At 60.2% G+C, this 24,430-nt stretch carries 20 protein-coding genes; 10 read left to right on the plus strand and 10 right to left on the minus strand.

The window, feature by feature from the left end:
- Nucleotides 1-79 precede the first annotated feature (79 nt).
- Nucleotides 80-1,426, plus strand: a complete 1,347-nt coding sequence (locus ACP7B9_RS14020; RefSeq protein WP_425864333.1) for a glutamine synthetase family protein — start codon at nt 80-82, stop codon at nt 1,424-1,426.
- An 8-nt stretch (nt 1,427-1,434) separates the two neighbouring features.
- A complete protein-coding gene (locus ACP7B9_RS14025; protein WP_425864335.1) occupies nt 1,435-4,497 on the plus strand; it encodes a bifunctional [glutamine synthetase] adenylyltransferase/[glutamine synthetase]-adenylyl-L-tyrosine phosphorylase in 3,063 nt (1,020 codons plus the stop codon).
- A 7-nt stretch (nt 4,498-4,504) separates the two neighbouring features.
- Here the strand turns inward: ACP7B9_RS14025 and ACP7B9_RS14030 are convergent, their stop codons facing one another.
- The gene (locus ACP7B9_RS14030) at nt 4,505-5,992 is read right to left on the minus strand and encodes an arylsulfatase (protein ID WP_425864336.1); all 1,488 of its coding nucleotides are present in this window, start codon (nt 5,990-5,992) and stop codon (nt 4,505-4,507) included.
- Nucleotides 5,993-6,208: 216 nt separating this feature from the next.
- Here ACP7B9_RS14030 and ACP7B9_RS14035 point away from each other — a divergent pair, with 216 nt between their 5' ends.
- The 5 genes from ACP7B9_RS14035 to ACP7B9_RS14055 all read left to right on the plus strand — a co-directional run bounded on the left by ACP7B9_RS14035 (nt 6,209) and on the right by ACP7B9_RS14055 (nt 10,128).
- Nucleotides 6,209-7,726 carry an amino acid ABC transporter substrate-binding protein/permease gene (locus ACP7B9_RS14035; RefSeq protein ID WP_425864337.1) on the plus strand — a complete coding sequence of 506 codons (1,518 nt, stop codon included), beginning with the start codon at nt 6,209-6,211 and terminating at the stop codon, nt 7,724-7,726.
- The gene (locus tag ACP7B9_RS14040; protein ID WP_425864339.1) at nt 7,723-8,469 is read left to right on the plus strand and encodes an amino acid ABC transporter ATP-binding protein; all 747 of its coding nucleotides are present in this window, start codon (nt 7,723-7,725) and stop codon (nt 8,467-8,469) included. The genes ACP7B9_RS14035 and ACP7B9_RS14040 overlap by 4 nt, the downstream gene beginning before the upstream one ends.
- Nucleotides 8,470-8,558: 89 nt before the next feature.
- Nucleotides 8,559-9,473 carry a glutaminase gene (locus tag ACP7B9_RS14045; protein ID WP_425864341.1) on the plus strand — a complete coding sequence of 305 codons (915 nt, stop codon included), beginning with the start codon at nt 8,559-8,561 and terminating at the stop codon, nt 9,471-9,473.
- 163 nt (nt 9,474-9,636) lie between these two features.
- Nucleotides 9,637-9,837, plus strand: coding sequence for an AsnC family protein (locus ACP7B9_RS14050; protein WP_425864342.1), 201 nt, complete (start codon nt 9,637-9,639; stop codon nt 9,835-9,837).
- Between the two features lie 105 nt (nt 9,838-9,942).
- Nucleotides 9,943-10,128, plus strand: coding sequence for a CsbD family protein (locus ACP7B9_RS14055; protein ID WP_425864344.1), 186 nt, complete (start codon nt 9,943-9,945; stop codon nt 10,126-10,128).
- Between the two features lie 109 nt (nt 10,129-10,237).
- Here ACP7B9_RS14055 and glnA read toward each other — a convergent pair whose 3' ends face one another.
- Entirely contained in the window at nt 10,238-11,662 is a 1,425-nt protein-coding gene (gene glnA, locus ACP7B9_RS14060) for a type I glutamate--ammonia ligase (protein WP_425864346.1), read from the minus strand.
- Nucleotides 11,663-11,841: 179 nt separating this feature from the next.
- On the opposite strand from glnA, the gene ACP7B9_RS14065 reads away from it, so the two are divergent.
- Nucleotides 11,842-12,279 carry an RDD family protein gene (locus ACP7B9_RS14065; protein ID WP_425864348.1) on the plus strand — a complete coding sequence of 146 codons (438 nt, stop codon included), beginning with the start codon at nt 11,842-11,844 and terminating at the stop codon, nt 12,277-12,279.
- Between the two features lie 215 nt (nt 12,280-12,494).
- Here the strand turns inward: ACP7B9_RS14065 and ACP7B9_RS14070 are convergent, their stop codons facing one another.
- From ACP7B9_RS14070 to lipB, 3 genes are read right to left on the minus strand one after another with little or no spacing between them, the layout of a single operon-like run.
- Nucleotides 12,495-13,265, minus strand: a complete 771-nt coding sequence (locus ACP7B9_RS14070) for a DUF4191 domain-containing protein (RefSeq protein ID WP_425864349.1) — start codon at nt 13,263-13,265, stop codon at nt 12,495-12,497.
- Nucleotides 13,266-13,297: 32 nt separating this feature from the next.
- Nucleotides 13,298-14,314: a lipoyl synthase gene (gene lipA, locus ACP7B9_RS14075; RefSeq protein WP_425864351.1), complete on the minus strand. Its 1,017-nt coding sequence runs from the start codon at nt 14,312-14,314 to the stop codon at nt 13,298-13,300.
- The gene (gene lipB, locus ACP7B9_RS14080) at nt 14,311-15,021 is read right to left on the minus strand and encodes a lipoyl(octanoyl) transferase LipB (RefSeq protein WP_425864352.1); all 711 of its coding nucleotides are present in this window, start codon (nt 15,019-15,021) and stop codon (nt 14,311-14,313) included. The genes lipA and lipB overlap by 4 nt, the downstream gene beginning before the upstream one ends.
- Before the next feature lie 102 nt (nt 15,022-15,123).
- On the opposite strand from lipB, the gene ACP7B9_RS14085 reads away from it, so the two are divergent.
- Nucleotides 15,124-16,842, plus strand: coding sequence for a serine/threonine-protein kinase (locus ACP7B9_RS14085; protein ID WP_425864354.1), 1,719 nt, complete (start codon nt 15,124-15,126; stop codon nt 16,840-16,842).
- 133 nt (nt 16,843-16,975) lie between these two features.
- Here ACP7B9_RS14085 and ACP7B9_RS14090 read toward each other — a convergent pair whose 3' ends face one another.
- The 5 genes from ACP7B9_RS14090 to ACP7B9_RS14110 all read right to left on the minus strand — a co-directional run bounded on the left by ACP7B9_RS14090 (nt 16,976) and on the right by ACP7B9_RS14110 (nt 23,231).
- On the minus strand, nt 16,976-17,404 hold the full coding sequence (locus tag ACP7B9_RS14090) for an OsmC family peroxiredoxin (RefSeq protein WP_425864355.1): 429 nt from the start codon (nt 17,402-17,404) through the stop codon (nt 16,976-16,978).
- Between the two features lie 266 nt (nt 17,405-17,670).
- Nucleotides 17,671-18,021, minus strand: a complete 351-nt coding sequence (locus ACP7B9_RS14095) for a hypothetical protein (RefSeq protein ID WP_425864357.1) — start codon at nt 18,019-18,021, stop codon at nt 17,671-17,673.
- 160 nt (nt 18,022-18,181) lie between these two features.
- Nucleotides 18,182-19,864, minus strand: a complete 1,683-nt coding sequence (sucB, locus tag ACP7B9_RS14100; protein ID WP_425864358.1) for a 2-oxoglutarate dehydrogenase, E2 component, dihydrolipoamide succinyltransferase — start codon at nt 19,862-19,864, stop codon at nt 18,182-18,184.
- A 142-nt stretch (nt 19,865-20,006) separates the two neighbouring features.
- Nucleotides 20,007-21,389: a dihydrolipoyl dehydrogenase gene (lpdA, locus tag ACP7B9_RS14105; RefSeq protein ID WP_425864360.1), complete on the minus strand. Its 1,383-nt coding sequence runs from the start codon at nt 21,387-21,389 to the stop codon at nt 20,007-20,009.
- Between the two features lie 318 nt (nt 21,390-21,707).
- Nucleotides 21,708-23,231 (minus strand): leucyl aminopeptidase, encoded by a 1,524-nt coding sequence (locus ACP7B9_RS14110; RefSeq protein ID WP_425864362.1) that lies wholly within the window; start codon nt 23,229-23,231, stop codon nt 21,708-21,710.
- 229 nt (nt 23,232-23,460) lie between these two features.
- Here ACP7B9_RS14110 and ACP7B9_RS14115 point away from each other — a divergent pair, with 229 nt between their 5' ends.
- Nucleotides 23,461-24,417: a proteasome assembly chaperone family protein gene (locus ACP7B9_RS14115; RefSeq protein WP_425864363.1), complete on the plus strand. Its 957-nt coding sequence runs from the start codon at nt 23,461-23,463 to the stop codon at nt 24,415-24,417.
- Nucleotides 24,418-24,430 lie beyond the last annotated feature (13 nt).

The following is a 24,430-nucleotide window of genomic DNA, read 5'->3' on the forward strand; positions in this document are numbered from 1 at the left end:
ATCACAACTGCCCGCAAACCTACCCGCTTGCCTGCCCGCAATCGGTGTTGGGCGGGGCGTCAAAGGAAGAGGCACGTACATGAACCGTCAGCAGGAATTTGTGCTGCGCACCATTGAAGAGCGCGACGTACGGTTTGTGCGTTTGTGGTTCACGGATGTTGTTGGCAGCCTCAAATCCGTGGCGCTGGCCCCCGCCGAAGTTGAAGGCGCCTTCGAGGAAGGCCTGGGCTTTGATGGTTCCGCCATTGAAGGGCTGGCCCGGATTTTCGAGTCCGACATGTTGGCCCAGCCGGATCCCTCTACCTTCCAGATTTTGCCGTGGCGCGGCAACGGCAAGTCAGAGCAGACCTCGCGCATGTTCTGCGATATTCTCACGCCCGACGGCGAACCCTCCGCAGCCGATCCCCGCAATGTTCTCAAGCGCACCCTTGCCAAGGCTGCCGACATGGGCTTCACCTGCTACACGCACCCCGAGATCGAGTTTTACCTGCTGAAATCGGACAAGCCAGGACCTGATGGTATCCCTGTCCCGGTGGATCAGGCAGGCTACTTTGACCATGTTCCAGGTGGTGTTGCCCAGGACTTTAGGCGCACTGCCGTCACCATGCTCGAAGACGTGGGCATCTCCGTTGAGTTCAGTCACCATGAGGGTGGCCCGGGCCAGAACGAAATCGACCTGCGGTACGCCGATGCCCTGCAAACTGCCGACAACATCATGACCTTCCGCACCGTCATCCGTGAGGTGGCCATCCAGCAAGGCACCTACGCAACGTTTATGCCGAAGCCGTTTTCCGATCACCCCGGCTCGGGCATGCACACCCACTTCTCCTTGTTCGAGGGTGACACTAACGCATTCTACGAGCCCGGTGCTGAGTACCAGCTATCCAAAACGGCACGCCAGTTCATGGCTGGAATCCTTAAGCATGCCCCTGAATTTACGGCCGTCACCAACCAGTTTGTGAACTCCTACAAGCGCCTATGGGGCGGGGGAGAAGCCCCCAGCTACCTCTCCTGGGGCCACAACAACCGTTCGGCCCTTATGCGTGTTCCGCTGTACAAGCCCGGCAAGGGACAGGCCGCGCGTTTGGAATACCGCGGCATCGATTCGGCCGCCAACCCGTACCTGGCCTACGCCGTGCTGCTTGGCGCCGGTTTGAAGGGCATCGAGGAAGGTTATGAACTTCCCGCCGCCGCCGTTGAAGACATTAGCGCCCTGACCAGCTCAGAGCGCCGTGTACTGGGCCATGACCCCCTGCCATCAAGCCTTCACGATGCCGTGCGTCAGATGGAAGAATCCGAACTCATGCCCGAGATCTTGGGCGAGCAGGTGTTTGAGAACTTCTTGCGCAATAAGCGCGCCGAATGGCAGGACTACCGCCTGCAGGTAACCCCGTATGAGATCAATCGCTACCTGGGAGTGCTCTAAACACCACTATGAGTTCGTTGACCCGCACCCTCATCTCCCGTGGTTTCTCCGACCTGGAAACCAGTGAGCGGTTTCTGGGTTTCTCCGAACTGGCTGATTTAGACCAGACCGAGCTGTTGGACGCACTTTCCGTCGCCGATAACCCTGACCTTGCCTTGCATTCCCTCGTGAGATTGCTCAGCGTGGTACCCGAGGTTGGCAACAGGCTGAGCGTTGTTGACCCGGACAGCGGGCGACGGGTCTCCAATGAGTCCCTGTTCCGTCTCCTAGGCGCATCGGAGGCGTTGGCAGAATTTCTCATGCGCCATCCCGAGAATCTGGATGTGCTCGATGTGGTGCCGTCGCCGGAGCCGATGGCTGCCGATCCAGTGGCCCTGCGTGCCTCCTTGCTGCGGGCAGTCGGAGCCGATCCTGCCGCGGGAATGCCAACTGCCCAAATAACCGGAGTTGCGGCGCGGGTGGCCCTGCGCAGCCGGTACCGGCGGCATCTTTGCGAGCTGGCCGTGCGTGATCTGGGCGCTGCGTCCCCGCAATCGGTGATGCCCGTGGTTGGTGCTGAATTGGCCGATCTGGCCGCGGCTGCCGTTGAGGCTGCCCTCGCCGTGGCTCGCGCCGAAGTGGGAGAAGTCCAGGGTGTGGAGAAGGTCGCGGCCGTACGCTTCGCCGTGCTGGGCATGGGCAAGTGCGGCGCCCGCGAACTGAACTACATCTCCGATGTGGACGTCATGTACGTGGTGGAGCCCGTACTGGATGCCGTCACGGGTGCTCCTGCCATCGAAGAGGGAGAGATTGTCACGGTCGGAAACGCCATGGCCTCGGCCCTCTCACGTGCCATCTATGCGCCTGAACGTGAACCCGGACTGTGGGAAGTCGATGCCAACCTCCGGCCCGAGGGCAAGGACGGACAACTCGTACGGACCCTTGATTCATATCTGGCCTACTATCATCGCTGGGCGCAGAGTTGGGAATTCCAAGCACTGTTAAAGGCCCGCACCATTGCCGGTGACGCGGCCTTGGGAGCATCATTTGAGCAGGCCGTTGCGCCGCTCATCTGGACCTCCTCGGAGCGCGATGGGTTTGTTGAATCCGTCCAGGCCATGCGCCGTCGGGTTAAGGCCAATATCCGAGGCGGTGATGCTGATCGCCAGATCAAGCTCGGCAAGGGCGGTCTTCGTGATGTGGAGTTCACGGTTCAGCTGTTGCAGTTGGTCCACGGCAAGAACGATCCCAGCCTCCGCATTCGTGCCACAACGGGAGCCATCGACGCCTTGACGAAGGCTGGATACATTGGCCGCACCGACGCCGCGCTTTTGCGCAACCACTACACCTACCTGCGTGTTTTGGAGCACAGAATTCAGCTGGTGCAGATGCGCCGCACACACATCATGCCCACGGCGCCGGAACAGTTGCGGGCGTTGGCGCGCTCACTCCAAGGACCGCTGAGCCTGAAACGGCCAAGCGCCGACTCGCTGCTGTCCGATTGGGCCAAGGTCAAACGATCTGTCAGTTCGCTGCATGAGCAGATCTTCTATCACCCGATTTTGGCCACCGCCGCCCACCTCAGTTCCGAGGATGCCGCGTTGACCACGGATGCTGCGCGGGCCCGGCTGGCCGCTCTGGGTTACCGGGACGCCGCGGGGGCCGTACGCCACATCGAGGCGCTCACCGCTGGTGTAAGCCGGCGGGCTGCCCTGCAGCGGCAACTGCTGCCGGTGCTGCTGGGTTGGCTGGCCGACGGCGTGGACCCCGACGCCGGATTGCTCGCCTTCCGCCGCGTCAGCGACGCCTTGGGGACCTCTCACTGGTACCTCGGTATGTTGCGGGATCACCAGGCGGCCGCCGAGCGGTTATGCCACCTGCTCTCCAGCTCCCGCCTCGTCAGTGACCTGTTAGAGGTTTCACCGGAGGCCACGGCCTGGCTGGGCAACTCCAAGGAGTTGGTGCCGCTGAGCTTTGAATCGCAATGGACGGAAATTCAGTCCAAGCTTTCGCGCCACCCCGAAGGGACCGAGGCCATTCGCTTGATCCGGTTGCTGCGGCAACGTGAGATCCTACGGATCGGGATCGCCGACAGCAGCGGGCTGTTGGACCAGGACGAGGTTTCCAAGGCCTTGAGCGATGCCGACAGGGCCGCGGTCCTTGGTGCCCTTATGGTGGCCGAAGAGGAAATCTATGCGGGAACCGAGCCCTTGACCCACGTGTTGGTTGTGGCGATGGGCCGTCAAGGGGGACGCGAAATAGGCTACGGTTCCGACGCCGACGTCTTGTTTGTCCACCGCCCCGTTGACGGATTGCCGGAGAATCAACAGGGTGCCGCAACGCAGCAGGCCATGGCAATCGTGCAGAAACTAACGGCCCTGCTCACGGCCCCGGTTCGCCCCGCCATCCAGGCGGAGCGGGTGCTCAGCGTTGACGCGGATCTGCGCCCGGAGGGTCGCAGCGGGCCCCTCGTTCGGTCCCTGGACGCTTACCGGGAATACTACGCCCGGTGGTCCTCTGCCTGGGAGGCTCAGGCTCTGCTGCGGGCAATGCCTATGGCGGGCTCTGACGCCCTGGCTGTGGAGTTTATCGCCATGGCCGATCCCATCCGGTATCCGCAGGCTTTGTCCAAGGACGATCGCCGGGAGATCAAGCGCATCAAGGCAAGGATGGAATCCGAACGGCTGCCGCGCGGCGCCGATCCTGCCCGCCACGTCAAGCTGGGCCGCGGTGGGTTGAGCGATGTGGAATGGCTGGTGCAGATGTGGCAGCTGCAGCACGCCCATGCCCATCCGGAACTGCGCACCACGCAGACTCTGGCAGCCTTGCACGCGGCAAAAGATCTGGGACTGGTTGATGAAGCCGACGCCGAAATCCTAGAAAGTGCATGGCGCCTCGCCGGGAAGATCCGCAACGCCAACGTGATGTGGACGGGTACACCTTCTGACCTGTTGCCGACGGCAAGGCGCGATTTGGAAGCCGTGGCCCGATGGTGCGGCTGTGAACAGGGGAGTGCCACAGCCTTTGAGGAGTCCTACCTTAGTTTGACGAGGCGTGCCCGGGCCGTGTTTGAACGCCTGTTCTACGGCTAGGGCCGGACTATTTCTGTGCCAATGCCCTGGCGTGGGACAGCATGGTGACCACCGGTGCCCCGGTGACCAGTTCGCCGTGGTGCACGAATCCTTCCTCACGACCGGTGAGATCTGCGATGAGCCGTTCCTTCCATAGCTTCAGCAACCCTGCATGCTCGGGCAGAGGAGCGAGATTATGAAACTCCCCAGGGTCGGCATCGAGGTCAAAGAGTTCCTCGGTGCCCCACTCCGAAGCCCAGAGGTATTTCACATGCCCGTCGGTGACCCACTGCAGCGACTGGCCAAAGTACACGTGCTCGCCGTGGAGCCATTCACGCCAGGGCTCAGGATCGCTTGAAGCGGAGGGGGACTCGCGGACAAAGCGGGCCAGTGACTTTCCGTCACAGGATTCCGGAATGGGCACTCCGGCCAGCTCAAGAAGTGTTGGCATGATGTCGCGCAGCTCAACCACCTCGTCAACAACGCCGCCGCGTTGTGCCGCTGGATCGTTGGGTGCCGGCATGACGATCAACGGCACGCGTGCGGAACCCTCATAGCCCACCGCCTTGCGATAGAAATCGTGATCTCCCAGCATTTCCCCATGGTCCGAGGTGAAGGCAATGATGGTGTCGTCGGCCAGATCAAACTCGTTTAAGGCCTCAAAGACGCGCATGAGCTGCAGATCGATCTGGGTCATGAGGCCGTAGTACCCGGCCCGGGCCCGGTGTGTCACGGCGGGCGCCAGGGTGCCGAAGGACAACTGGTGATTCCCGTTGGTGCGCACGGATTCGTAGTGGTGCTCCCAATCGCCAAGCCTGCGCTCAAAGGCGGGCAGATCCAGATACATGTCCATGGCCCATGACGGCGGGTCGTAAGGAGGGTGCGGACGATGGAAAGAAAGATAGAGGAAGAATGGCACCGTTGGATCACGGCGGTACAGCCATTCAACGGCCTGCGAACCGGTCCACGACGTCGGATGTAAACGTTCGGCCTTGTCCCACGGGCGGGCCACGGTTGAGTTGCAGCCTGCTCCGTGGTCGAAGTACTCCTCGTCAGCGCTAACTCCGGGTTGGCGGCGCAGCCACGGAACATAATCGTCAAAGAACTTGAAATCGCGCCGGTGTTCCTTCCGGGCGTGGTGCAGGAAGCCGTCGTGCAGGATGACCTCGTCAAAACCCACACGGTTGCGTTCCGGGTAGACATGCAGCTTGCCGATAGCTTGCGTCTGATAGCCGGCCCTGCCAAACTCGCCAGCCAGCGTGACGGGATGGACGTCGTCGAACTTCACGCCTTCTTCATAGCCAACCCGCCCGTGCCGTTCCTGCGATTGCCCCGTGAACAGTGCCACCCGTGCGGGCACGCAGGTGGGTGTCGCGGAATACGCGTGCCGAAAGCGGGCGCCCTTGGCTGCCAGCTCATCCAGATGCGGTGTTTGAACGTAAGGGTGGCCCTCGGCTCCCAGACAATCGCCGCGCCATTCGTCGACGCAGATGAGGATGACGTTGGGCTTGTTCATTCACTTCTTTCCGTGGAGGCAAGCGGCGCCGGAGTAACGTGGGCCACATTGAGCGTACCGGAACGCCGCGTCCTCAAGGGTGGAATGAGTTGGCGCAAGGGGCCAGCCCTGCTAATTAAGAGTGAACACGTCTCGCGTCAGCGCGCCAAAGCCTGTAACGTCAAGGGGTACTTCAATCGCCCCCCGGGGGCGCGACACCTTTATGAGGGAAATTTAATGCTGAGGATTCCGCCCATTCGGCGGCGCAGAGGTGGCACATTTGCCGCCCTCGCCGCCTTTTTTACAGTCTTCTTTCTGGCGTTTGGGGTAGGTGGTGCCTCAGCGTTGAGCGCACCTGCCCCGGCGTCAGTTGGTACCAACGTGCAGGGAACCGCACAAACCACAGATGTCTCCGGCAAGAAGTTTTCCATCGCCACGGACACCACGTTCGCACCGTTTGAATTCCGTGATGGCAGCGGAGAGCTGATCGGCATCGACATGGACCTGCTCAAGGCCATCGCCAAGCAGCAGGGCTTTGAGGTTGACATCAAGTCCTTGGGTTTCGACGCTGCCTTGCAGGCACTGCAGTCGAACCAGGTAGCCGGCGTCATTGCCGGTATGTCCATCACTGACGAGCGCAAGAACGTTTTTGACTTCTCGGATCCGTACTTCGATTCCGGCGTGCAGATGGCCGTGGCGAAGAACAACCAGGACATCAAGTCCTACACCGAACTCTCGGGCAAGACCGTTACCGCCAAGCGCGGCAGCGAGGGCGAGACATTCGCCAACTCCATCAAGGACCAGTACGGCTTCACCGTCAAGGCCCTGGCGGATTCGGCCACCATGTACGACGACGTAAAAGCCGGCAACTCCGTGGCTGTGTTCGACGACTACCCGGTGCTCGCCTACGGTGTCAGCCAGAACAATGGACTGAAGATTGTCACCGACAAGGAGCAGGGAAGTTCTTACGGTTTCGCCGTCAACAAGGGGCAAAACGCGGAGCTGCTGCAGGCGTTCAATGACGGCCTGACGGCCTTGAAGGCCAATGGCGAATACCAGGCCATCCTTGATAAGTACCTCGCCAAGAGCGATGTTCAGGAACAGGGTGGATTCTTCCAGCTCGTCAAGGACAGTTTCCCGGCCCTGATGAAGGGCCTGTGGCTGACTTTGGTCGCCACGGTTCTTTCCTTGGCCATTGCGTTGGTTCTCGGTGTGCTCTTCGGTTTCTTCAAGGTAGCTGAGAACAAGGTTCTGCGGGCCATTGCCACCGTCTACGTCGCCATCTTCCGTGGCACGCCGCTGCTGGTTCAGGCGTTCTTCTTCTACTTCGGCCTGCCCCAGATGACCGGCCAGCCGCTGGACGTCCTCACGGCGGGTGTTCTCACGCTGAGCCTGAACGCTGGAGCCTACATGACGGAGATCGTCCGTGGCGGTATCCAGTCGGTTGATCCTGGCCAGCTCGAAGCCAGCCGCAGCCTTGGCTTGGGGTACGTCACCTCCATGCGCCGGGTAGTGGTGCCGCAAGCTGTGAAGATCATGACGCCGTCGTTCATCAACCAGTTCGTCATCACCTTGAAGGACACCTCCTTGCTGGCCGTCATTGGCTTCGCGGAACTGACCTACCAGGGGCAGCAGATCTACGCCTCCAACTTCCGGACCGGTGAAACCCTGCTGATCGTGGCCGCGATGTACTTCATCGTGATCACCATCTTGACCCAGCTCTCCAACGTCTTGGACAGGAAGTTCAACAAATGAGCGCAAGCGAAAAGACCGCGAAAATCAGTGTCCGCGAACTGAAGAAGTCCTTTGGTTCCAACGAGGTCCTCAAGGGTCTCGACGTTGACATTGCCGAGGGCGAGGTTGTGTGTGTCATCGGCCCGTCAGGTTCGGGAAAGTCCACGTTCCTTCGTTGCCTGAACAAACTCGAAGACATCACGGCCGGCACGGTCACCGTCAACGGCTTTGACCTCACGGATGCCAAGGTTGACCTGAATACCGTGCGCCAGAACATTGGCATGGTCTTCCAGCACTTCAACCTTTTCCCGCACATGAGTGTCATTCAGAACATCATGCTGGCCCCTGTCGAGCTGAAGAAGCTGGACAAGGCTGCGGCCCGGGCCAAGGCCATGGAGCTGTTGAAGCGCGTGGGGTTGGCAGAGAAGGCCGATGCCCGTCCGGCGTCGCTCTCTGGCGGTCAGAAGCAGCGTGTGGCGATTGCCCGTGCGCTGGCCATGAATCCCGGCATCATGCTCTTCGACGAGGCCACCAGCGCCCTTGACCCCGAAATGGTGGGCGAGGTGCTGCAGGTCATCCGCGATCTGGCCGCAGAAGGCATGACCATGGTGGTAGTGACTCATGAGATGGGCTTCGCCCGCGAGGTCGCCGACCGCGTGATCTTCATGGATGGCGGTTACATCTGCGAAGAGGGCACCCCTGAGGCCATCTTCACCAACGCCCAGCAGCCGCGTCTGCAGGAGTTCTTGGCGAAAGTACTCTAGCGACACGATAGGGGGTGGCCGGCTGACTGCCGACCACCCCCTTTTTGGGGTTAAGAAACGACGACGTTTTACTTCAGTTGGGAGCGGACATGAAGGACTTGCAGGGAATCTTGAACGAGATAGCCGACATGGTTGCACCTTTGTGCCGCAATGGTGAAGTGGCTGCCTACATTCCCAGTTTGGGTGAGGTTTCTCCGGATAATTTCGGCATGTGTGTCGCCATGGCCGACGGCACCGTATACGGGGCGGGGGATTGGCGCACGCCCTTCTCCATCCAGAGCATTTCCAAGGTTTTTTCGCTGGCCCTTGTCATGTCCTACGATTACGACTCGATCTGGAAGCGTGTCTTTCGTGAACCGTCCGGTACGCCCTTCAACTCCATGATCCAGCTTGAGGCTGACCGGGGTATTCCCCGCAACCCCTTCATTAATGCTGGCGCACTCGTGGTCACGGACAGGCTGCTGACACTCACAGGTGACGCAGCCGGGTCCGTGCGGGGACTGTTGCGCAGCGAATCTGGCAACCCGTCCGTCGATGTCGATTCGGTGGTGGCCGCTTCCGAGGCGGACCATGGACACCGAAATGCATCCTTGGCGCACCTCTTGGCCAGCTACGGCAACCTAGAAAATCCAGTGGAACTCGTGCTGGAGAATTACTTCAACCAGTGTGCCCTTGAGATGTCCTGCGAGGACCTCGCCAAGGCGTCGCTGTTTCTGGCCAGGCACGGTGTTTCAGCTGGCGGCACGCCGTTCCTGAGCCCCAATCAGAGTAAGCGTGTCAACGCCGTCATGCTTACCTGCGGCACATACGACGCCGCGGGGGAGTTCGCTTATCGCGTGGGGCTGCCGGGCAAGAGCGGCGTGGGTGGCGGCATAGTGGCCATTGTCCCCGGCCGTTGCTCCATCACGGTGTGGGGTCCCTCCTTGGGCCCGAACGGCAACTCTGTGGCCGGCATCGCCGCTCTGGACGCCTTCACGGCACGGACGGGCTGGTCCATCTTCTAGGGCTGCTACCGTCAACTCGACGCCCCGGGCTGTTGCAGCTTCGGACTGGTGGTCCTGCTCCTGCGTGTGGTTGTTTCGTAACCGCGCGATGCCCGAGCGATTCGTCAACTTTCATTGACCCGCCCACACTTAGTCAACTAACGTTGACGTTGGAGGGGTGGCGATGAAGACACTGGTTGGCAACATGGATGGAATGGGTCCAGCTGAGGCCCTGTACGCGGTTGCGCAATGGCGCAAGGAGCTGGCCCGCACAGAATCAGAGATGGTGGCCCGCGCGCGGGCAGCAGGGCTCTCTTGGGAGGCTGTCGCCCTGTGCTTGGGCGTGACGAAGCAGGCTGTTCACAAGAAATATGGGAAGCGCTAGATCAGGCGTGTAACTGACTTTTCACTGTCCATGCAGGTAATTCCCAGCCTAGGTACGTAGCTTCGAAAGTGTTACCCCGTTGGATTCATATTGAAGGAGGTCCTCATGGGACTCGGAGATAAGATCAGCAACAAGGCGCAGGAAATGGCTGGCAAGGTCAAAGAAGGCGTCGGAGATGCAACCGACAATGCCAAGCTTCAGGCAGAGGGCGCCGCGGATCAAGCCGCGGCGAAGGCGAAGCAGGCTGGCGAACAGGCCAAGGATGCTGCCAAGGACGTCTTTGATAAATAGAGCATGGATCGAAGATTAAAGATTGAGCACTAACACTGAAGGGCCGGAACATAAATGTTCCGGCCCTTCAGTGTTTGTTTCAGCGCTTATTTAGCGTCTAATGCGTGGCTTAGCAGCCGTAGTAGAGCTCGAACTCGTACGGGTTCGGGCGCAGTGAGAGCGGCTTGATCTCGTATTCACGCTTGTATTCGATCCAGGTGTCGATCAGGTCCTGGGTGAAGACGCCACCGGCCTGGAGGAACTCGTTGTCGTTCTCCAAAGCAATGAGGGCTGCTTCGAGGGACTCCGGAGCCTTGGGGATGTCCTTGGCTTCTTCCGGGGGCAGCTCGTACAGGTCCTTGTCGATGGGAGCCGGGGGTTCAATCCGGTTCTTGATTCCGTCAAGGCCGGCCATCAGCTGAGCTGAGAAGGCCAGGTACGGGTTGGAGGACGGGTCCGGTGCGCGGAACTCGAGGCGCTTGGCCTTCGGGTTGGTACCGGTGATCGGGATACGGATACCGGCTGAGCGGTTGCCCTGCGAGTAAACCATGTTCACGGGAGCTTCGAAGCCCTTGACCAGGCGGCGGTAGGAGTTCACCGTCGGGTTGGTGAAAGCCAAAACAGCGGAGGAGTGCTTGAGCAGACCACCGATGTACCAGCGAGCCATGTCGGACAGGCCGGCGTAACCCTTCTCGTCGTAGAACAGCGGCTCGCCGTTGCTCCACAATGACTGGTGGCAGTGCATACCCGAACCGTTGTCACCGAAGACGGGCTTCGGCATGAAGGTTACGGACTTGCCGGCGGCCCAAGCGGTGTTCTTGATGACGTACTTGAACTTCTGCAGGTCATCAGCTGAGTGAACCAGAGTGTTGAACTTGTAGTTGATTTCAGCCTGACCGGCTGCGCCAACTTCGTGGTGAGAGCGCTCAACTTCGAGGCCAGCGGCATCCAACTCGATGCACATGGCGTCGCGCAGGTCTGCCTGGTGGTCGATCGGGGCAACCGGGAAGTAACCGCCCTTGACGGGGGTCTTGTAGCCCAAGTTTCCGCCAACTTCTTCGCGGCCCGTGTTCCAGTTGGCCTCTTCGGAGTCGATCTTGTAGAAAGATCCCTGCGGTGAGGACTCGTACTGGACGTTGTCGAAGACGAAGAACTCGGCCTCGGCGCCGAAGAATGCAGTGTCGGCAATTCCGGTGGAAGCCAAGTAGGCCTCAGCCTTTTCGGCTACGCCACGCGGGTCGCGGTGGTACGGATCTCCGGTGCGCGGGTTCACGATCGAGAAGTTCAGCGCAAGCGTCTTCTCCTTGCGGAACGTGTCAACGAATGCGGTGGTGGGATCCGGAATCAGCTGCATGTCCGACTCGGCGATACCCTGGAAACCGCGGATGGAGGAACCATCGAAGAGCTGGCCGTTGACGAAGAAGTCAAGGTCCACAGTCTTGGCGGGCACGTTGAAGTGCTGCTGGACTCCGGGCAGGTCGGTGAATCGAATATCGACGAACTTAACATTTTCGTCTTTGATGAACTGGAGTACTTCTTCCGCGTTCTTGAACATCTACGCTCCTCGGCGCTATGGGGTTTGGCCGGCTGGGTGCGGCCATGGTGCCTGTACAACTGTGACCAGCCTAGAACGAACCCATTACCTTATCGTGTCCGAATTGTTTCGGGCAGGTTACAAGCCCTCCGAAGTGGCCGGATGTTCGGGCTTTGCAAGCGCGAAGGTAGGCTGGAGGGGTGGTAGATCGTAAAGACATAGGTTCTTGGCTCTCTGGGCCGGACACATCCAATATATCCAAATTTCCCGGGCAGCGGTTGGGTCTTCCGGAATCTGGCCGGGGTTCCATGGCTAGGGCCGGTCGGCGAATTCTCGCGTTATGCATCGATTGGGGTCTGTCGTATTTGATTGCGATTGCCTTTTTCGACGCCAATCCCAACGCCATCCTGGCCATCTTCGCCGCCGAACAAATGGTCCTCGTGGGAACCCTTGGATACAGCGTGGGGCACAGGATCATGGGCATCCAGGTGACAAGGCTCGACGGCGGACCCGCGGGCCTGCTGGCCGGTGTGGTTCGCACCTTGCTGGTGTGCCTGGTGATCCCGGCCATCATCGTTGATGCAGACCACCGTGGTCTTCATGACAAGGCCATGAAGACCATTCTGGTCCGTCGCTAATAAAATGTACGGCCCCGGGCGTGTCTCGGGGCCGGTTCTTTTTAAGGTCCCATATTTTGGGTGCGCGTCGAGTCCTAACAGTCATAGGCCATACGGCTGGCTGCGGGCACTGGCCTGATGCTTGGGCGGCGCGTGGAAGTTGGCGCTTAACGACAGTGGGCCCGGCAGAAGTTCTGCCGGGCCCACTCTATTTCTCAAAATTGTTGCGTTCGCTACTAGCGTCCGCGAGCAGCCTTGCGATCCGGGCGTGCCTTGTTCGGGTCAATGCCCTTCGGAATGGGCAGCTTGTTACCCAACGAGGCAATGCGCTTGTTGACGGTGCTGACCTCAACCTTGGTCAGTTCACCCTTAAGCTTGTTCATCTGCTTCGTGACCTTGGCAATCGAGGTCTGGCCCTCGCCCTTACCCGTCTCGATGACGGTGATGGTGACGTTGGGCAGAATACGAGAGAGACGTCGTCGTTCTGCATCAACGAGGCTCTTCACTCGAGTCGAAGGGCCTTCGGTGACCAGCACAATGCCGGGCTTGCCGATGGCGCGGAACACCACGTCTTGGGTGCGGGGGTTGACAGCAGCGGGCTGCTCATCAAAGATCCAACCGCGCTTAAGCGAGCTCAAGGCTGCTCCGGCAGCTCCGGGCTTACCCTCGATCTGGGAGTAAGCAGCGCGCTCAGCGCGGCGCGACATGATCAGCAAAGCACCCAAGAGTCCAAGGGGGATGCCGACCAGCAAGCCGGTGATCCAATTACCGGGGGAGACCAGCAAGGTCACCACGAGGGAAACCAGGATCAAGCCGAGGAATGCACCAAGCATTAGCCACGTGATCATGGGGTCGTGGCGGCGGGTCATCTTGAAGATGTCCACCATTTGCTTGATGCGGCTGGGCTTCTTTACCTTATTCGGCGCGCCAGGCTTCGGCTTGCGAGAAAAGAAGGAGCGCTTGGGTTCGTCAGCGTTGCTGGATGCTGTGTCAGTGGTTTTGGCCATAGTAAGTCAATTCTAGCGGGTTTTGAAAGAAATTATGGTGTTGCGATTAGGGAGGCGGCTTCCTGGCGGGTGTGGCCGGAATCTTCGATGCCTTCGGCGATGTGTGCGAGGTGTTCGGGGATGTCGAGGCCCTTTTTCCGCATGGCCGTGGCCCACAAACGCCCGGCCCGGTACGAAGAACGCACCAACGGTCCACTCATGACACCCAGGAAGCCCATCTCCTCAGCCTCGGCCGAGAGTTCAAGGAATTCCTGCGGCTTGACCCAACGATCCACCGGCAGGTGCCGCTCGGAAGGACGCAGGTACTGGGTGATCGTGATCAGATCCGTCCCCGCATCATGCAAATCCTGCAGGGCCTGAGAGATTTCCTCACGCGTCTCACCCATACCCAGAATCAGGTTGGACTTCGTCACCATCCCATGGTCACGACCCTGGCTAATGACATCCAGGGAACGCTCATACCGGAACGCCGGACGGATGCGCTTGAAGATCCGCGGCACGGTCTCCACATTGTGCGCAAAGACCTCGGGCTTGGACTCACAAATCGCGGTGATGTGCTCGGGCTTGCCGGAGAAATCAGGAATCAACAACTCCACCCCGGTGTTCGGGTTCAACTCGTGAATCTTCCGCACCGTCTCGGCGTAGAGCCACACACCCTCATCAGCCAGATCATCACGAGCCACACCCGTGACGGTGGCGTAGCGCAGGTTCATCTTCACGACCGAGCGGGCGACCTTCGTGGGCTCGAACCTGTCGATCGGGGACGGCTTGCCTGTATCAATCTGGCAGAAATCACAGCGCCGCGTGCACTCGGAACCACCAATGAGGAACGTCGCCTCACGGTCTTCCCAGCACTCAAAAATATTCGGGCAGCCAGCCTCTTCACACACCGTGTGCAGACCCTCGCCCTTGACCAGGTTCTTCATCGCGATGAACTCCGGGCCCATCTCGACCTTGGCCTTCATCCACTCCGGCTTACGCTCCACCGGAACAGCAGCATTACGCTGCTCAATACGCAACAACTTACGACCCTCAGGCGCCAACGTCATGAGAAAACTCCTTCGCTGGGAGTCGATTCCGGCGTGGCGGCAGGCTGGATGTCTGTCACAAGGGGCGCAAGGATCCGGGCGGTGGCGCTCTGGACCAGAGAAGCGATGTCCTTGGGTGCGATGTCCAGGCCAGTTTCGGCCTGCAGGGTGGTGGTCCCGGCATCTTCAATGCCGCAGGCAATAATTTGCGCGTAGGGGGCCAGGCTGTTGTTCACGTTGATGGCAATGCCATGCATGGTCACACCTTCGTGAACCCTGATGCCGATGGCCGCAATCTTTCGATCAGGACCCTTGTCGTCGGCGAGCAACCAAATGCCGGGGCGTCCGTCAACGCGTAGGGCGTCGACGCCATAGTGAGCAAGGACCTCAATAATGATGTCTTCGAGGGCATGGACGTACGCCCTGATGCCGCGGACGTCGGCCAGGTGCACGATCGGGTACATGACCAACTGGCCGGGACCATGCCACGTGAGTTTCCCGCCGCGGTCTACATTGACCACTGGCGTTCCGTCGAAGGGCCGTTCGTGGTCTTCGGTGCGTTTGCCTGCTGTGTACACGGCGGCGTGTTCCAGCAACAAAACGGTATTGGGGGCATCGCCGGCAACAACGGAAGCATGAATAGCTCGTTGCTGGTCCCAGGCGCTGACGTAATCAATGAAATTAGGCTCAAATCCGAGCTCGGAGAACTGAACACTCATAGGAGTCACTTTAGAGGACGAAGCTTTTTCGCCTAAATCAGAAAAGACGCATCCGCGGAGACCTGTGGATAACTTCGAGCAGAAAATCCGGAATGGGACTACTACTGGTTTATGGACACTTTCAGCACCAATGGGGTGGAGCCTCAGCCGCCAGCCATCGCCAACCACGATCCGGTGCGCTGTTTGGGGTCCGGCACACAGGGCCAAGTTTGGCTTATGGCACCCCAGGACGGTTCGCCGGCTGTGGCGGCGAAGTATTTGGCGCCAGTTTCCAGCCGTCCTGATTCCGATGAGGATGGAGACCCGCTTCGTCACAATGAAAGGCACATCACACAGGAGTGGCGGCTGTTGACCCAATTTCGACATGAGCACCTTATCCGGCTGCAGCAGCTTGTGAGGGATGAGAGTGGCGCCCACGTTCTGCTCATGGAGCATGCTGCCGGAGGATCACTCGCCCAGATTGTCACGGCAAAGGGCCCCATGACCGTAGGTGAGGCAGTCACGGTTTTGACGCCCATGGGCCAGGTACTCTCATTCCTGCATGGCAGGGGAGCGGTGCACGGTGATGTATCGCCTGGCAATATCCTGCTCAGCGCGGCGGGTAAACCGTATCTGTCTGATTTTGGCTTCGGCCGGATGTTGGGCCAATCGGAGGGGCCGCCAGCGGGCACGCCCGGCTTTTACTGCAAGAGTGACACCTCAAGGACCGAGGCCTCCGATGTGTATTCCTTGGCCTCGGTTGGCTGGTTCTTGCTCACGGGCCGTCCTGCGCCACCTACGCGTGACAGGCTTCCATTGGGAACCTTTGTGCCGGACGTGCCTGCCGAGTTGGTTGCCGCGCTAGAAGCGGGATTGCAAGAAAGCCCTGTCCTGCGGCCGACGGCGGCTGCCTTTGCGCAGGCGGTGTTCCGCAGCGCCAAGGCGGCGCCCGTAGCCTTGGGTAACGCCGTCCATTCGAGCGTCTTGCCAGATCTATTGACGCGACATGACGTGATGGCCCGACAGACCAGAGGGCCTGCGTCCAGGTGGGCACAACGCGCCGTGAATCTGATGTTGCGAATCGTGCCATCGCAGCGTGGTCCCCAGCGGACTAATGCCCTACGGTCGCGCAGCCATGCGGCGCCGGTTCGGCGCTCCAGACGGCACTCTGCCCTGGTGTGGGCCAGCGAAGCGGGAGTAGTGCGGCGTCCAAGGAACACCAAGAAGCGGCTGGTTTCCGCGGCAGTTGTCGTGGCGGTCATTGCCGTTGCCGCCGCCTTGACGACCTTCCAGGGATCGTGGGGACTATCGCGGACAAGCAGTCTTCCGGATCCAACCGCAAGCATGCTGGCAGACGATAGCGTAGCCAATGTGGCTGCCCTCACGTGGGCGGCAGGATTGCCGACAGAGAAGAGAAAAGGGCTGTCAGCACAAGACCCCGTGGCGGCGTTGCATGCACTGGCGTGGGCGCGTTCCTATGCACTGTCTAATGCCGATGCGGATTTATTGGCTGGGATCAATGCCCCCGGCTCTGCTGCCTTTGAAGCCGACCAATCCGTAGTCGACACGCTCAAGAGTCTTAGGCACTCCTTTACCGGGCTGGATACCCGTGTTTCCGAGGCATGCATCGATAGTGCCCGGGATGCGCGGCCAGCCAGTGACAGTGGGAGTGCCGATGATCCTGCCACGGTCACCGTTCACGCAACGATTACGACCAGCGCATTTGCAGAACAGGACGCTGCCGGCGCCATAGTGCACCGGCAGTCCGAGCCACAACGGCAGGAGTTGACGATCGTCCTGACCCGGGTTGATCAGCGGTGGGTCATCGCTGAAATTCTGCCGGATGGGTGAAAGTAGCCGGAAGCAAAGTAGCTGGAGACGAGGCAAATAAAGACAAGGCAATTAATGACAAGAGTGGGCGGCGGCCACTAACGTAGCTGCCGCCCACTCTGTTGAAGCTGAGGGGACGAGGTGTCCGGTGTTGCTATGCTTCCAGCGTTGCGTCGAGAGTGATCTCGACTCCCGCGAGGGCTGCAGAAACGGGGCATCCGGCCTTGGCGCCATTGGCAATCTTGTCAAAGTCTTCCTGGCTGATGCCGGGAATCTTCGTTGCCAGCGTGAGGTGGCTTCCCGTGATGCCCGTACCGGGAACGAAGGTGACGGCCGCACTGGTGTTGACGTACTCTGCCGCGAAACCGGCGCCTGACAGCTCATGGGAGAAGGCCATTGCGAAGCAGGAGGAGTGGGCTGCCGCGATGAGCTCTTCCGGGCTTGTCTTGCCTTCTGAGGCCTCGGTGCGGGCCTTCCATGTGATGTCGAACGTGCCCAGTTCCGAGCTGTCCAGCGTGACCTGTCCGCCGCCGGTGGGAAGGTCGCCGACCCAGCCTGCGTGGGCGTTACGAGTTGCAGCCATGTTGACTCCTTGTGAAAAAAGTGAATTGTGAAGAATTCTTGTGAAGAATTAAATAATCGTGATGCCAGAGCATTCCTTGGCACCTACATCCACCCTATGCGGTTGAACGCCGCAACGTGCGCCGATGACACACTGCGCCTGAATAAATCACTGCGTCTGAATAAAATCGCGGCGCCCACCCGTCAACAAGAATGGGATTGCCGCTGTGTCGACGTAGACCAGGTCTAAGTCGCCACAGCGGCAATCCCACAGGGTGTTCTGAGGTACTAGACCCAGAAAACCGCCACGGCAATATTGATGAAGGCCATGCCACCCACGGCGTGGGCAATGCCCTTGGAGACGTCCTGGTTGTTCTTGACCTTGCGGCGGCCAATGAAGGCGGCAACGGCAATAACCAGGGCGATGAGCAGCTTGACGCCGATCTTCATATGGTTGACGTCGCCGTCGCCCATTTCGGCCAGACCGACCAGCAGCAGGCCGGTGATGAGCTGGGTCAGCGCACCAATCCACTGCCACTTGCTAACGGTGGGCGTCTTGAAGGCGGCGAGCCAGCCGCCGACGATTGCGGCGGCACCGAGGATATGCAAAAACACGAGCACTAAGCGTAAAAAGTCCATGTCCCCAGCTTAGGCAACTTGGTGACACAGTGTCTATCAAGGTCCGCCTTATGTGGGAAACATGACATGGCTAGCAACAACAGCAGACACAACGACGGCGGCCCGTGACTTGAGTTTCCAAGTCACGGGCCGCCGTCGAGCATTCATCGACTAAGGCGTATTACAGGCCCAGGTCAGCTTCGAATGCGCCAGCTTCCAAGCGAGCCTTCAAGGTCTGCAAGAAGCGGCCAGCGTCTGCGCCGTCCACCAGACGGTGATCGTACGTCAGGCACAGGTACATCATGTGGCGGATGGCGATAGTGTCGTCACCGTCTGCATCAGCAACAACCACTGCGCGCTTGACGATCGCGCCGGTGCCAAGGATGGCAACGTTGGGCTGGTTGATGATCGGGGTGTCGAACAGTGCGCCAACAGAACCGATGTTCGTGATGGAGAACGTGCCGCCGGAGAGCTCGTCCGGACCGATCTTGCCGCTGCGGGTGCGTGAAGCAACATCGGCGATCTTGCCGGCCAGGCCAGCGAGGTTCAGATCGCCTGCGTTGGAGATGACAGGAACCAGCAGGCCCTTGTCGGTGTCCACAGCAATCGCGAGGTGCTCGGCGTCGTGGTAGGTGATCTGCTGAGTTTCCTCGTTGTATTCACCGTTGACCGACGGGTGCACCTTCAGTGCCTCGGTGACAGCCTTAGCAATGAAAGGCAGGTAAGTCAGCTTCGTGCCGTTGGTGGCCTGGAACTGGTTCTTAGCCTTGGTGCGCAGCTTGACGATGCGCGTCATGTCGATCTCGTGCACCTGCGTGAGCTGCGTGGAAGCTTCCAGCGACTCGCGCATGCGGCGGGCGATAACCTGACGGATCCGAGGAGCCTTGACCGTGGTGCCGCGCAATGAAGACGGTACGACGGCGGCGGCAGCCTTAGGAGCGGCGGCTGCGGCAGGCGCTGCGGGGGCCGGGGCGGCAACAGCCTTGGCGGCCTCTGCTGCTGCAACGACGTCCTGCTTGCGGATGCGTCCACCAACACCGGTGCCGGTGACGGTAGCGATGTCAACGCCCTGCTGGTTGGCAAGCTTGCGCACCAACGGAGTCACGTAGTTGGACTCGGCGCCAGCCGCCGGAGCTGCTGCGGGAGCGGCAGGAGCAGCGGCCGGTGCGGGAGCTGCAACAGGAGCAGCAACGGCGGCCGGAGCGGCTACGGGTGCGGCAGGTGCAGCTGCGGCCGGGGCGGGAGCTGCGGCAGCTGCGGCGGAACCGATCAGTGCCAGAACGCCACCAACTTCAGCGGTCTCGTCTTCGGGAACGCGAATTTCCAGCAGCACGCCAGCTACGGGGGAGGGGATCTCGGTGTCAACCTTGTCGGTGGAAACCTCGAGGAGCGGCTCGTCGACCTCGATGGTGTCGCCAACGGCCTTCAACCAGCGGGTGACGGTACCTTCGGTAACGGATTCACCCAAAGCAGGCAAAACCACTTCGTGGGCATCTCCGGCCGGAGCGGCCGGGGTCTCGACAGGCTCGGCTACCGGAGCGGCCTCGACCACAGGGGCAGCTTCGGCCACGGGAGCGGCTTCAGCTGCAGGAGCAGCTTCGGCGGGTGCCTCTGCCGGAGCAGCGGCGCCGCTGCCGATGCGGGCAAGGGTTGCACCTACTTCTGCGGTTTCGTCCTCGGGTACAAGGATTTCTTCCAGGATGCCGGCAAAGGGTGACGGGATCTCGGTGTCAACCTTGTCGGTGGAAACTTCCAGCAGGGGCTCGTCAATTTCGACGCGGTCCCCGACCTGCTTGAGCCATCGCGTAACGGTACCTTCGGTGACGCTTTCACCCAAGGCGGGCAAGTTCACGGATTCAGACATTTCGTCCCCGTTCTCCTTCTAATGCGCTGCATTTCGCTGATGGTGCACTCGGGTGCATCGCCACGAAATTCCTTGATATTAAGTATGATTTTCAGCTTAGTGCACCCGGCGCGGGCGCCGGGTGCACTAAGAGGGTTTGTTGCTAGCCGTGGAGCGGGCGTCCGGCCAAGGCCATTGCCGCTTCTCCAAGAGCTTCGTTCTGGGTGGGGTGACCGTGAATGAGGCCAGCAATGTCCTCCGGGTACGCTTCCCAGTTCACAATGAGCTGTGCCTCACCGATCTGCTCACCGATGTGGCTGCCGATCATGTGAACACCAACTACGGGGCCATCCTTTTCGCGGACAAACTTGATGATGCCGCCAGTGCCAAGAATGGCGCTCTTGCCGTTGCCAGCCAAGTTGTACTCGGTGCTTTCAACGTTTGCATCGCCAAACTTTTCCTTGGCCTGCTTTTCGTTCAAACCAACGGATGCAATCTCAGGGTCACAGAAAGTGACCTTGGGGATGTTGATGTCTTCGACGATGACCGGGTTCATGCCGGCGATTTCCTCGGCGACGAAGATGCCCTGCTGGAAGCCGCGGTGTGCCAACTGCACGCCGGGGACAATGTCGCCCACTGCGTAGATGTTGCCAACGCCTGTGTGCAGACGATCGTTGGTGATGACGAAGCCGCGGTCAATCGTGACGCCCGCTTCTTCGAAGCCCATGCCGGAGGTGGACGGGCCACGACCAACGGCTACGAGCATGAGGTCAGCTTCGAACGTCTTGCCATCAACCAAGGTGGCCTTGACGCCGTCGTTGATCTGCTCCACACCCTGGAAGAAGGTGCCGGTGTTGAACTTGATTCCGCGCTTGCGGAACGTGCGCTCGAGCACCTTGATGATGGAGGCATCTTCGTTGGGGACCAAGGAGGCCATGCCTTCAATGATGGTGACATCCACGCCGAAGGACTTCCAGACGGAAGCAAATTCGACGCCGATGACGCCGCCACCGAGCACGATGGCGCTCTTGGGCAGGGTTTCCATGCTCAGGGCCTCGTCGGAGGTGATGACCTTGCCGCCGATTTCCAGGCCGGGCAGGCTGCGTGAGTAGGAACCCGTGGCCAGAACAATGTTCTTACCTGTGTAGTTCACGCCGTTCACCGTGATGGTGTTGGCTGCAGTGAGCTTGCCTTCGCCGTCGATGACCGTGATGCCCTTGCCCTTGATGAGGCCCTGCAAACCCTTGTACTTGCCGGCAATGATGCCGTCCTTGTACTTGTTGACTGCGACCAGGTCGATGCCGTTGAGCTGGCTGTTGACGCCGATTGAGGCGCCTTCACGAGCGTGGTCGGCTACCTCTGCTGCGTGCAGCAGAGCCTTTGTGGGGATGCAGCCGTTGTGGAGGCAGGTGCCACCCAACTTGCCCTTCTCCACGAGACCTACGGTCATACCCAATTGGACTGCCCGCAGTGCAGTTGCGTATCCGCCACTGCCACCGCCGAGAACCAAAATGTCGAATTCTTGCCCAGCTGCCTGTTCGGCCACTTAGACGCTCCCTCGCGTTCGGGTGACGCACATTTTGTTAGCGCGTCATCTCATCAATAATTGAAAGAAACAATTCCAGCCGAAGTGGATGCAACGCTTCTTCTAAGTCAAAGACAAATACTTTCAGCATTCACCTTACGTCAGTTGTTCCATCCAACGCCCTCGATGCTGTCACAGTAAAGGTGATTGTGGTCATAGTCGCTATGGCATTGCTTACGCTGGCATTTCTTGCCCCGTCCAACACGGTTGCGGCGTCAGTGCTTGATGACGCCGCAACCGATGGTTATGTGGGACGGTTCGTGATTAAACGCTGCGAGGTTAGACGCTGCGGGCCACAACATCTTCTACGTAGGCCACCAGAGTGCGAACTGCCATGCCGGTTCCCTGCTTGGGCGTGTATCCGTAGGGTGAGCCTTCGTTGAAGGCCGGTCCGGCAATATCGAGGTGAGCCCAGGGAATGGTCACGCCGTCCTTGCCCTTGCCGATGAATTCCTGCAGGAAGACAGCCGCTGTCATCATGCCACCCATGCGTTCGCCAATGTTGGCCATGTCGGCAACGGGAGATTCTAGCGACGGGCGCAATTCCTCGGGGAGAGGCATGGGCCAGACCAATTCGCCAGCACGATCGGCCGCAGCCTTCAACGCCGCGCTAACACCTTCATCGCCCATGACGCCGGCAGTGCGGTGTCCGAGTGCCACAACCTGGGCCCCGGTCAATGTAGCAACGTCAATGATGACGTCCGGGAATTCCTGCGATGCGGCGACGAGGCCGTCGGCCATGACCAAGCGGCCCTCGGCGTCGGTGTTCAGAACTTCAACCGTCTTGCCGCCAAAGATTGTTAGGACATCGGAAGGGCGGATGGCAGTGCCCGAGGGCATGTTTTCTGCAATGCAGAGCCATCCGGTGACGTTTACGGGAAGACCTAGGGCAGCCACGGCCAGAACCGAATTCAGGACCGCTGCTGCGCCGGCCATGTCGCACTTCATGGTGACCATGCCGGCTCCCGGCTTGATGGAGATGCCACCGGAGTCAAAGGTGATCCCCTTGCCGACGAAGGCCAGATCGGCCACGGCGCGATCGGACTTGTATTCCAGCTTCACCATGCGAGGCGGACGGGATGATCCCTGGCCGACGCCCATGATGCCGCCGTAGCCGTCTTTCAGGAGACGCTTTTCATCCAGGATTGTCACCTTGATGGGGAGGCCCTTGGCCAGGTCCTTGGCCGCTTCGGCAAAGGTGGCCGGGTAGAGCTTGCTCGGGGGTTCGTTGACCAGCGTGCGGGTTGCGTTGACCGCGTTGGACACAATCGAAGCGCGTTCCAGGGCGGCCGCCAGTTCCGGATCCTTGGCCAAGGTGGAGTGGATGGTGATCTTGGCAACGGGTTCCAGTTTGCCCTTGGTGCTCGAGTGGAGGCTGGCGTATTGGTAAGCGCCCAGTGCGGCACCTTCGGCAATCGCCGCGACCTGGCTAACCGCCGTCGTGGGGATGGCAAAGAGCACGTGGTTCAGGCCAGCGAGCTGGCGTACGGCCGCTCCAGCTGTGCGGCGCAGTGCTTCATCGCTGACCACGCCGTCCTTCGCAGCACCAACGCCGGCCAGGACCAGGACCTTGGCCCCGGTTTCGGGCAGGCCGGGGAGGCGGACTACCTGATCGGCCGCACCGGTAACTCCCAGTGCGGTCATGGAACCGTTGAGGGATGCAACGGCTACAGCGGACAGGGGAGCGCCCACAAGCTCGGGACCGTCGCTGCCTTTGCTGACGGCAATGACCAATGCGTCTGCTGATACCTTCGCCAGATCCGTGCTTATGACGCGGAAGCTGATGTTTTCTTTCACACTCACTGAAATACAGTCCTCACTTTTTGGTGATATTGAACGGGTGTCGCTGCCTTCGATCGTATCCCCAACGCCTCCAGATTGCCCGCTCGCGCCAGCGGCAGGCGAGGCAGGGCTTCAGGAGGCTACGCCGTCGTCCTTCAATGGCCGGTCCCAAGGCTAGGCTTTCGACAAGGAATGATCGGCGGCCTTGCGGTGTTGTGCACTCAAGAGACGCAAGCAGCTGAGGAAAATCATGAATTTGACCAGATACACACCCTTTAATAGCCCGGAATCCCTGTACGTCCTCAACGAAGAGTTGGTGGGCGATGCGGACCTCCAGGGCGCGAACATGATCATGTCCTTCACGGGGGCCTCCGATGCGGGCCACGTCGTCACGCAAATTTCCCACGAACTCAAGGATCAACTCGCGGGTGAACCCGTTGCTGTGTTTGATATTGATCAGCTTATTGACTACCGCTCGCGCCGTCCCCGGATCACGTTCACGGAGGACCACCTGACGGACTACAAGGCGCCCTCGCTGGTGCTGCACCGCATGGTCGATGCACTGGGCACTCCGTTTTTGTTCTTGCAAGGCAACGAGCCTGACCTGCAATGGGAAAGATTCAGCGCCGCCGTACTTTCCCTCGTAGAACGCTTCGACGTCAATCTGGTGGCCTGGGTGCATTCGGTGCCCATGCCAGTTCCGCACACTCGTCCCATTGGCGCCACGGTGCACGGCAACCGGCCGGATCTAATCGAAGGCATTTCGGCGTGGAAGTCGACCGTGGACATCCCCGCTGCTGTGGGTCATGTCCTCGAGTACAAGCTCGCAGAGGCTGGCCGGAACGTGGTTGGCTATGCCATCCACGTGCCGCACTACCTGGCCGACGCCGAGTACCCGCCGGCCGCTGTTGCTGGCCTTGAATTCCTGGGAGCCGCGGCATCCCTGATGCTCCCCAGCGAACGGTTGCGGGAAGCCGGCCGGGCAGTGGAGCGCCAGATTACCGAGCAAGTCGAGGGCTCCAGTGACGTTGCGGCGGTTGTGTCGAACCTTGAAAAACAGTACGACGAACATGCTGACGGTACTGCCCGCCGTTCACTCCTGGCCGGGGACAATGACGAATTGCCCGATGCCGATGAACTTGGTGCCGCCGTCGAAGCGTATTTGGCGAGCCGTGACGCAGGGCAACAGGGTGCTGGGCCAAGCTGACATAAGCTAATCA

This window comes from Arthrobacter sp. TWP1-1 (genome assembly GCF_049897845.1).
GTDB lineage: Bacteria > Actinomycetota > Actinomycetes > Actinomycetales > Micrococcaceae > Specibacter.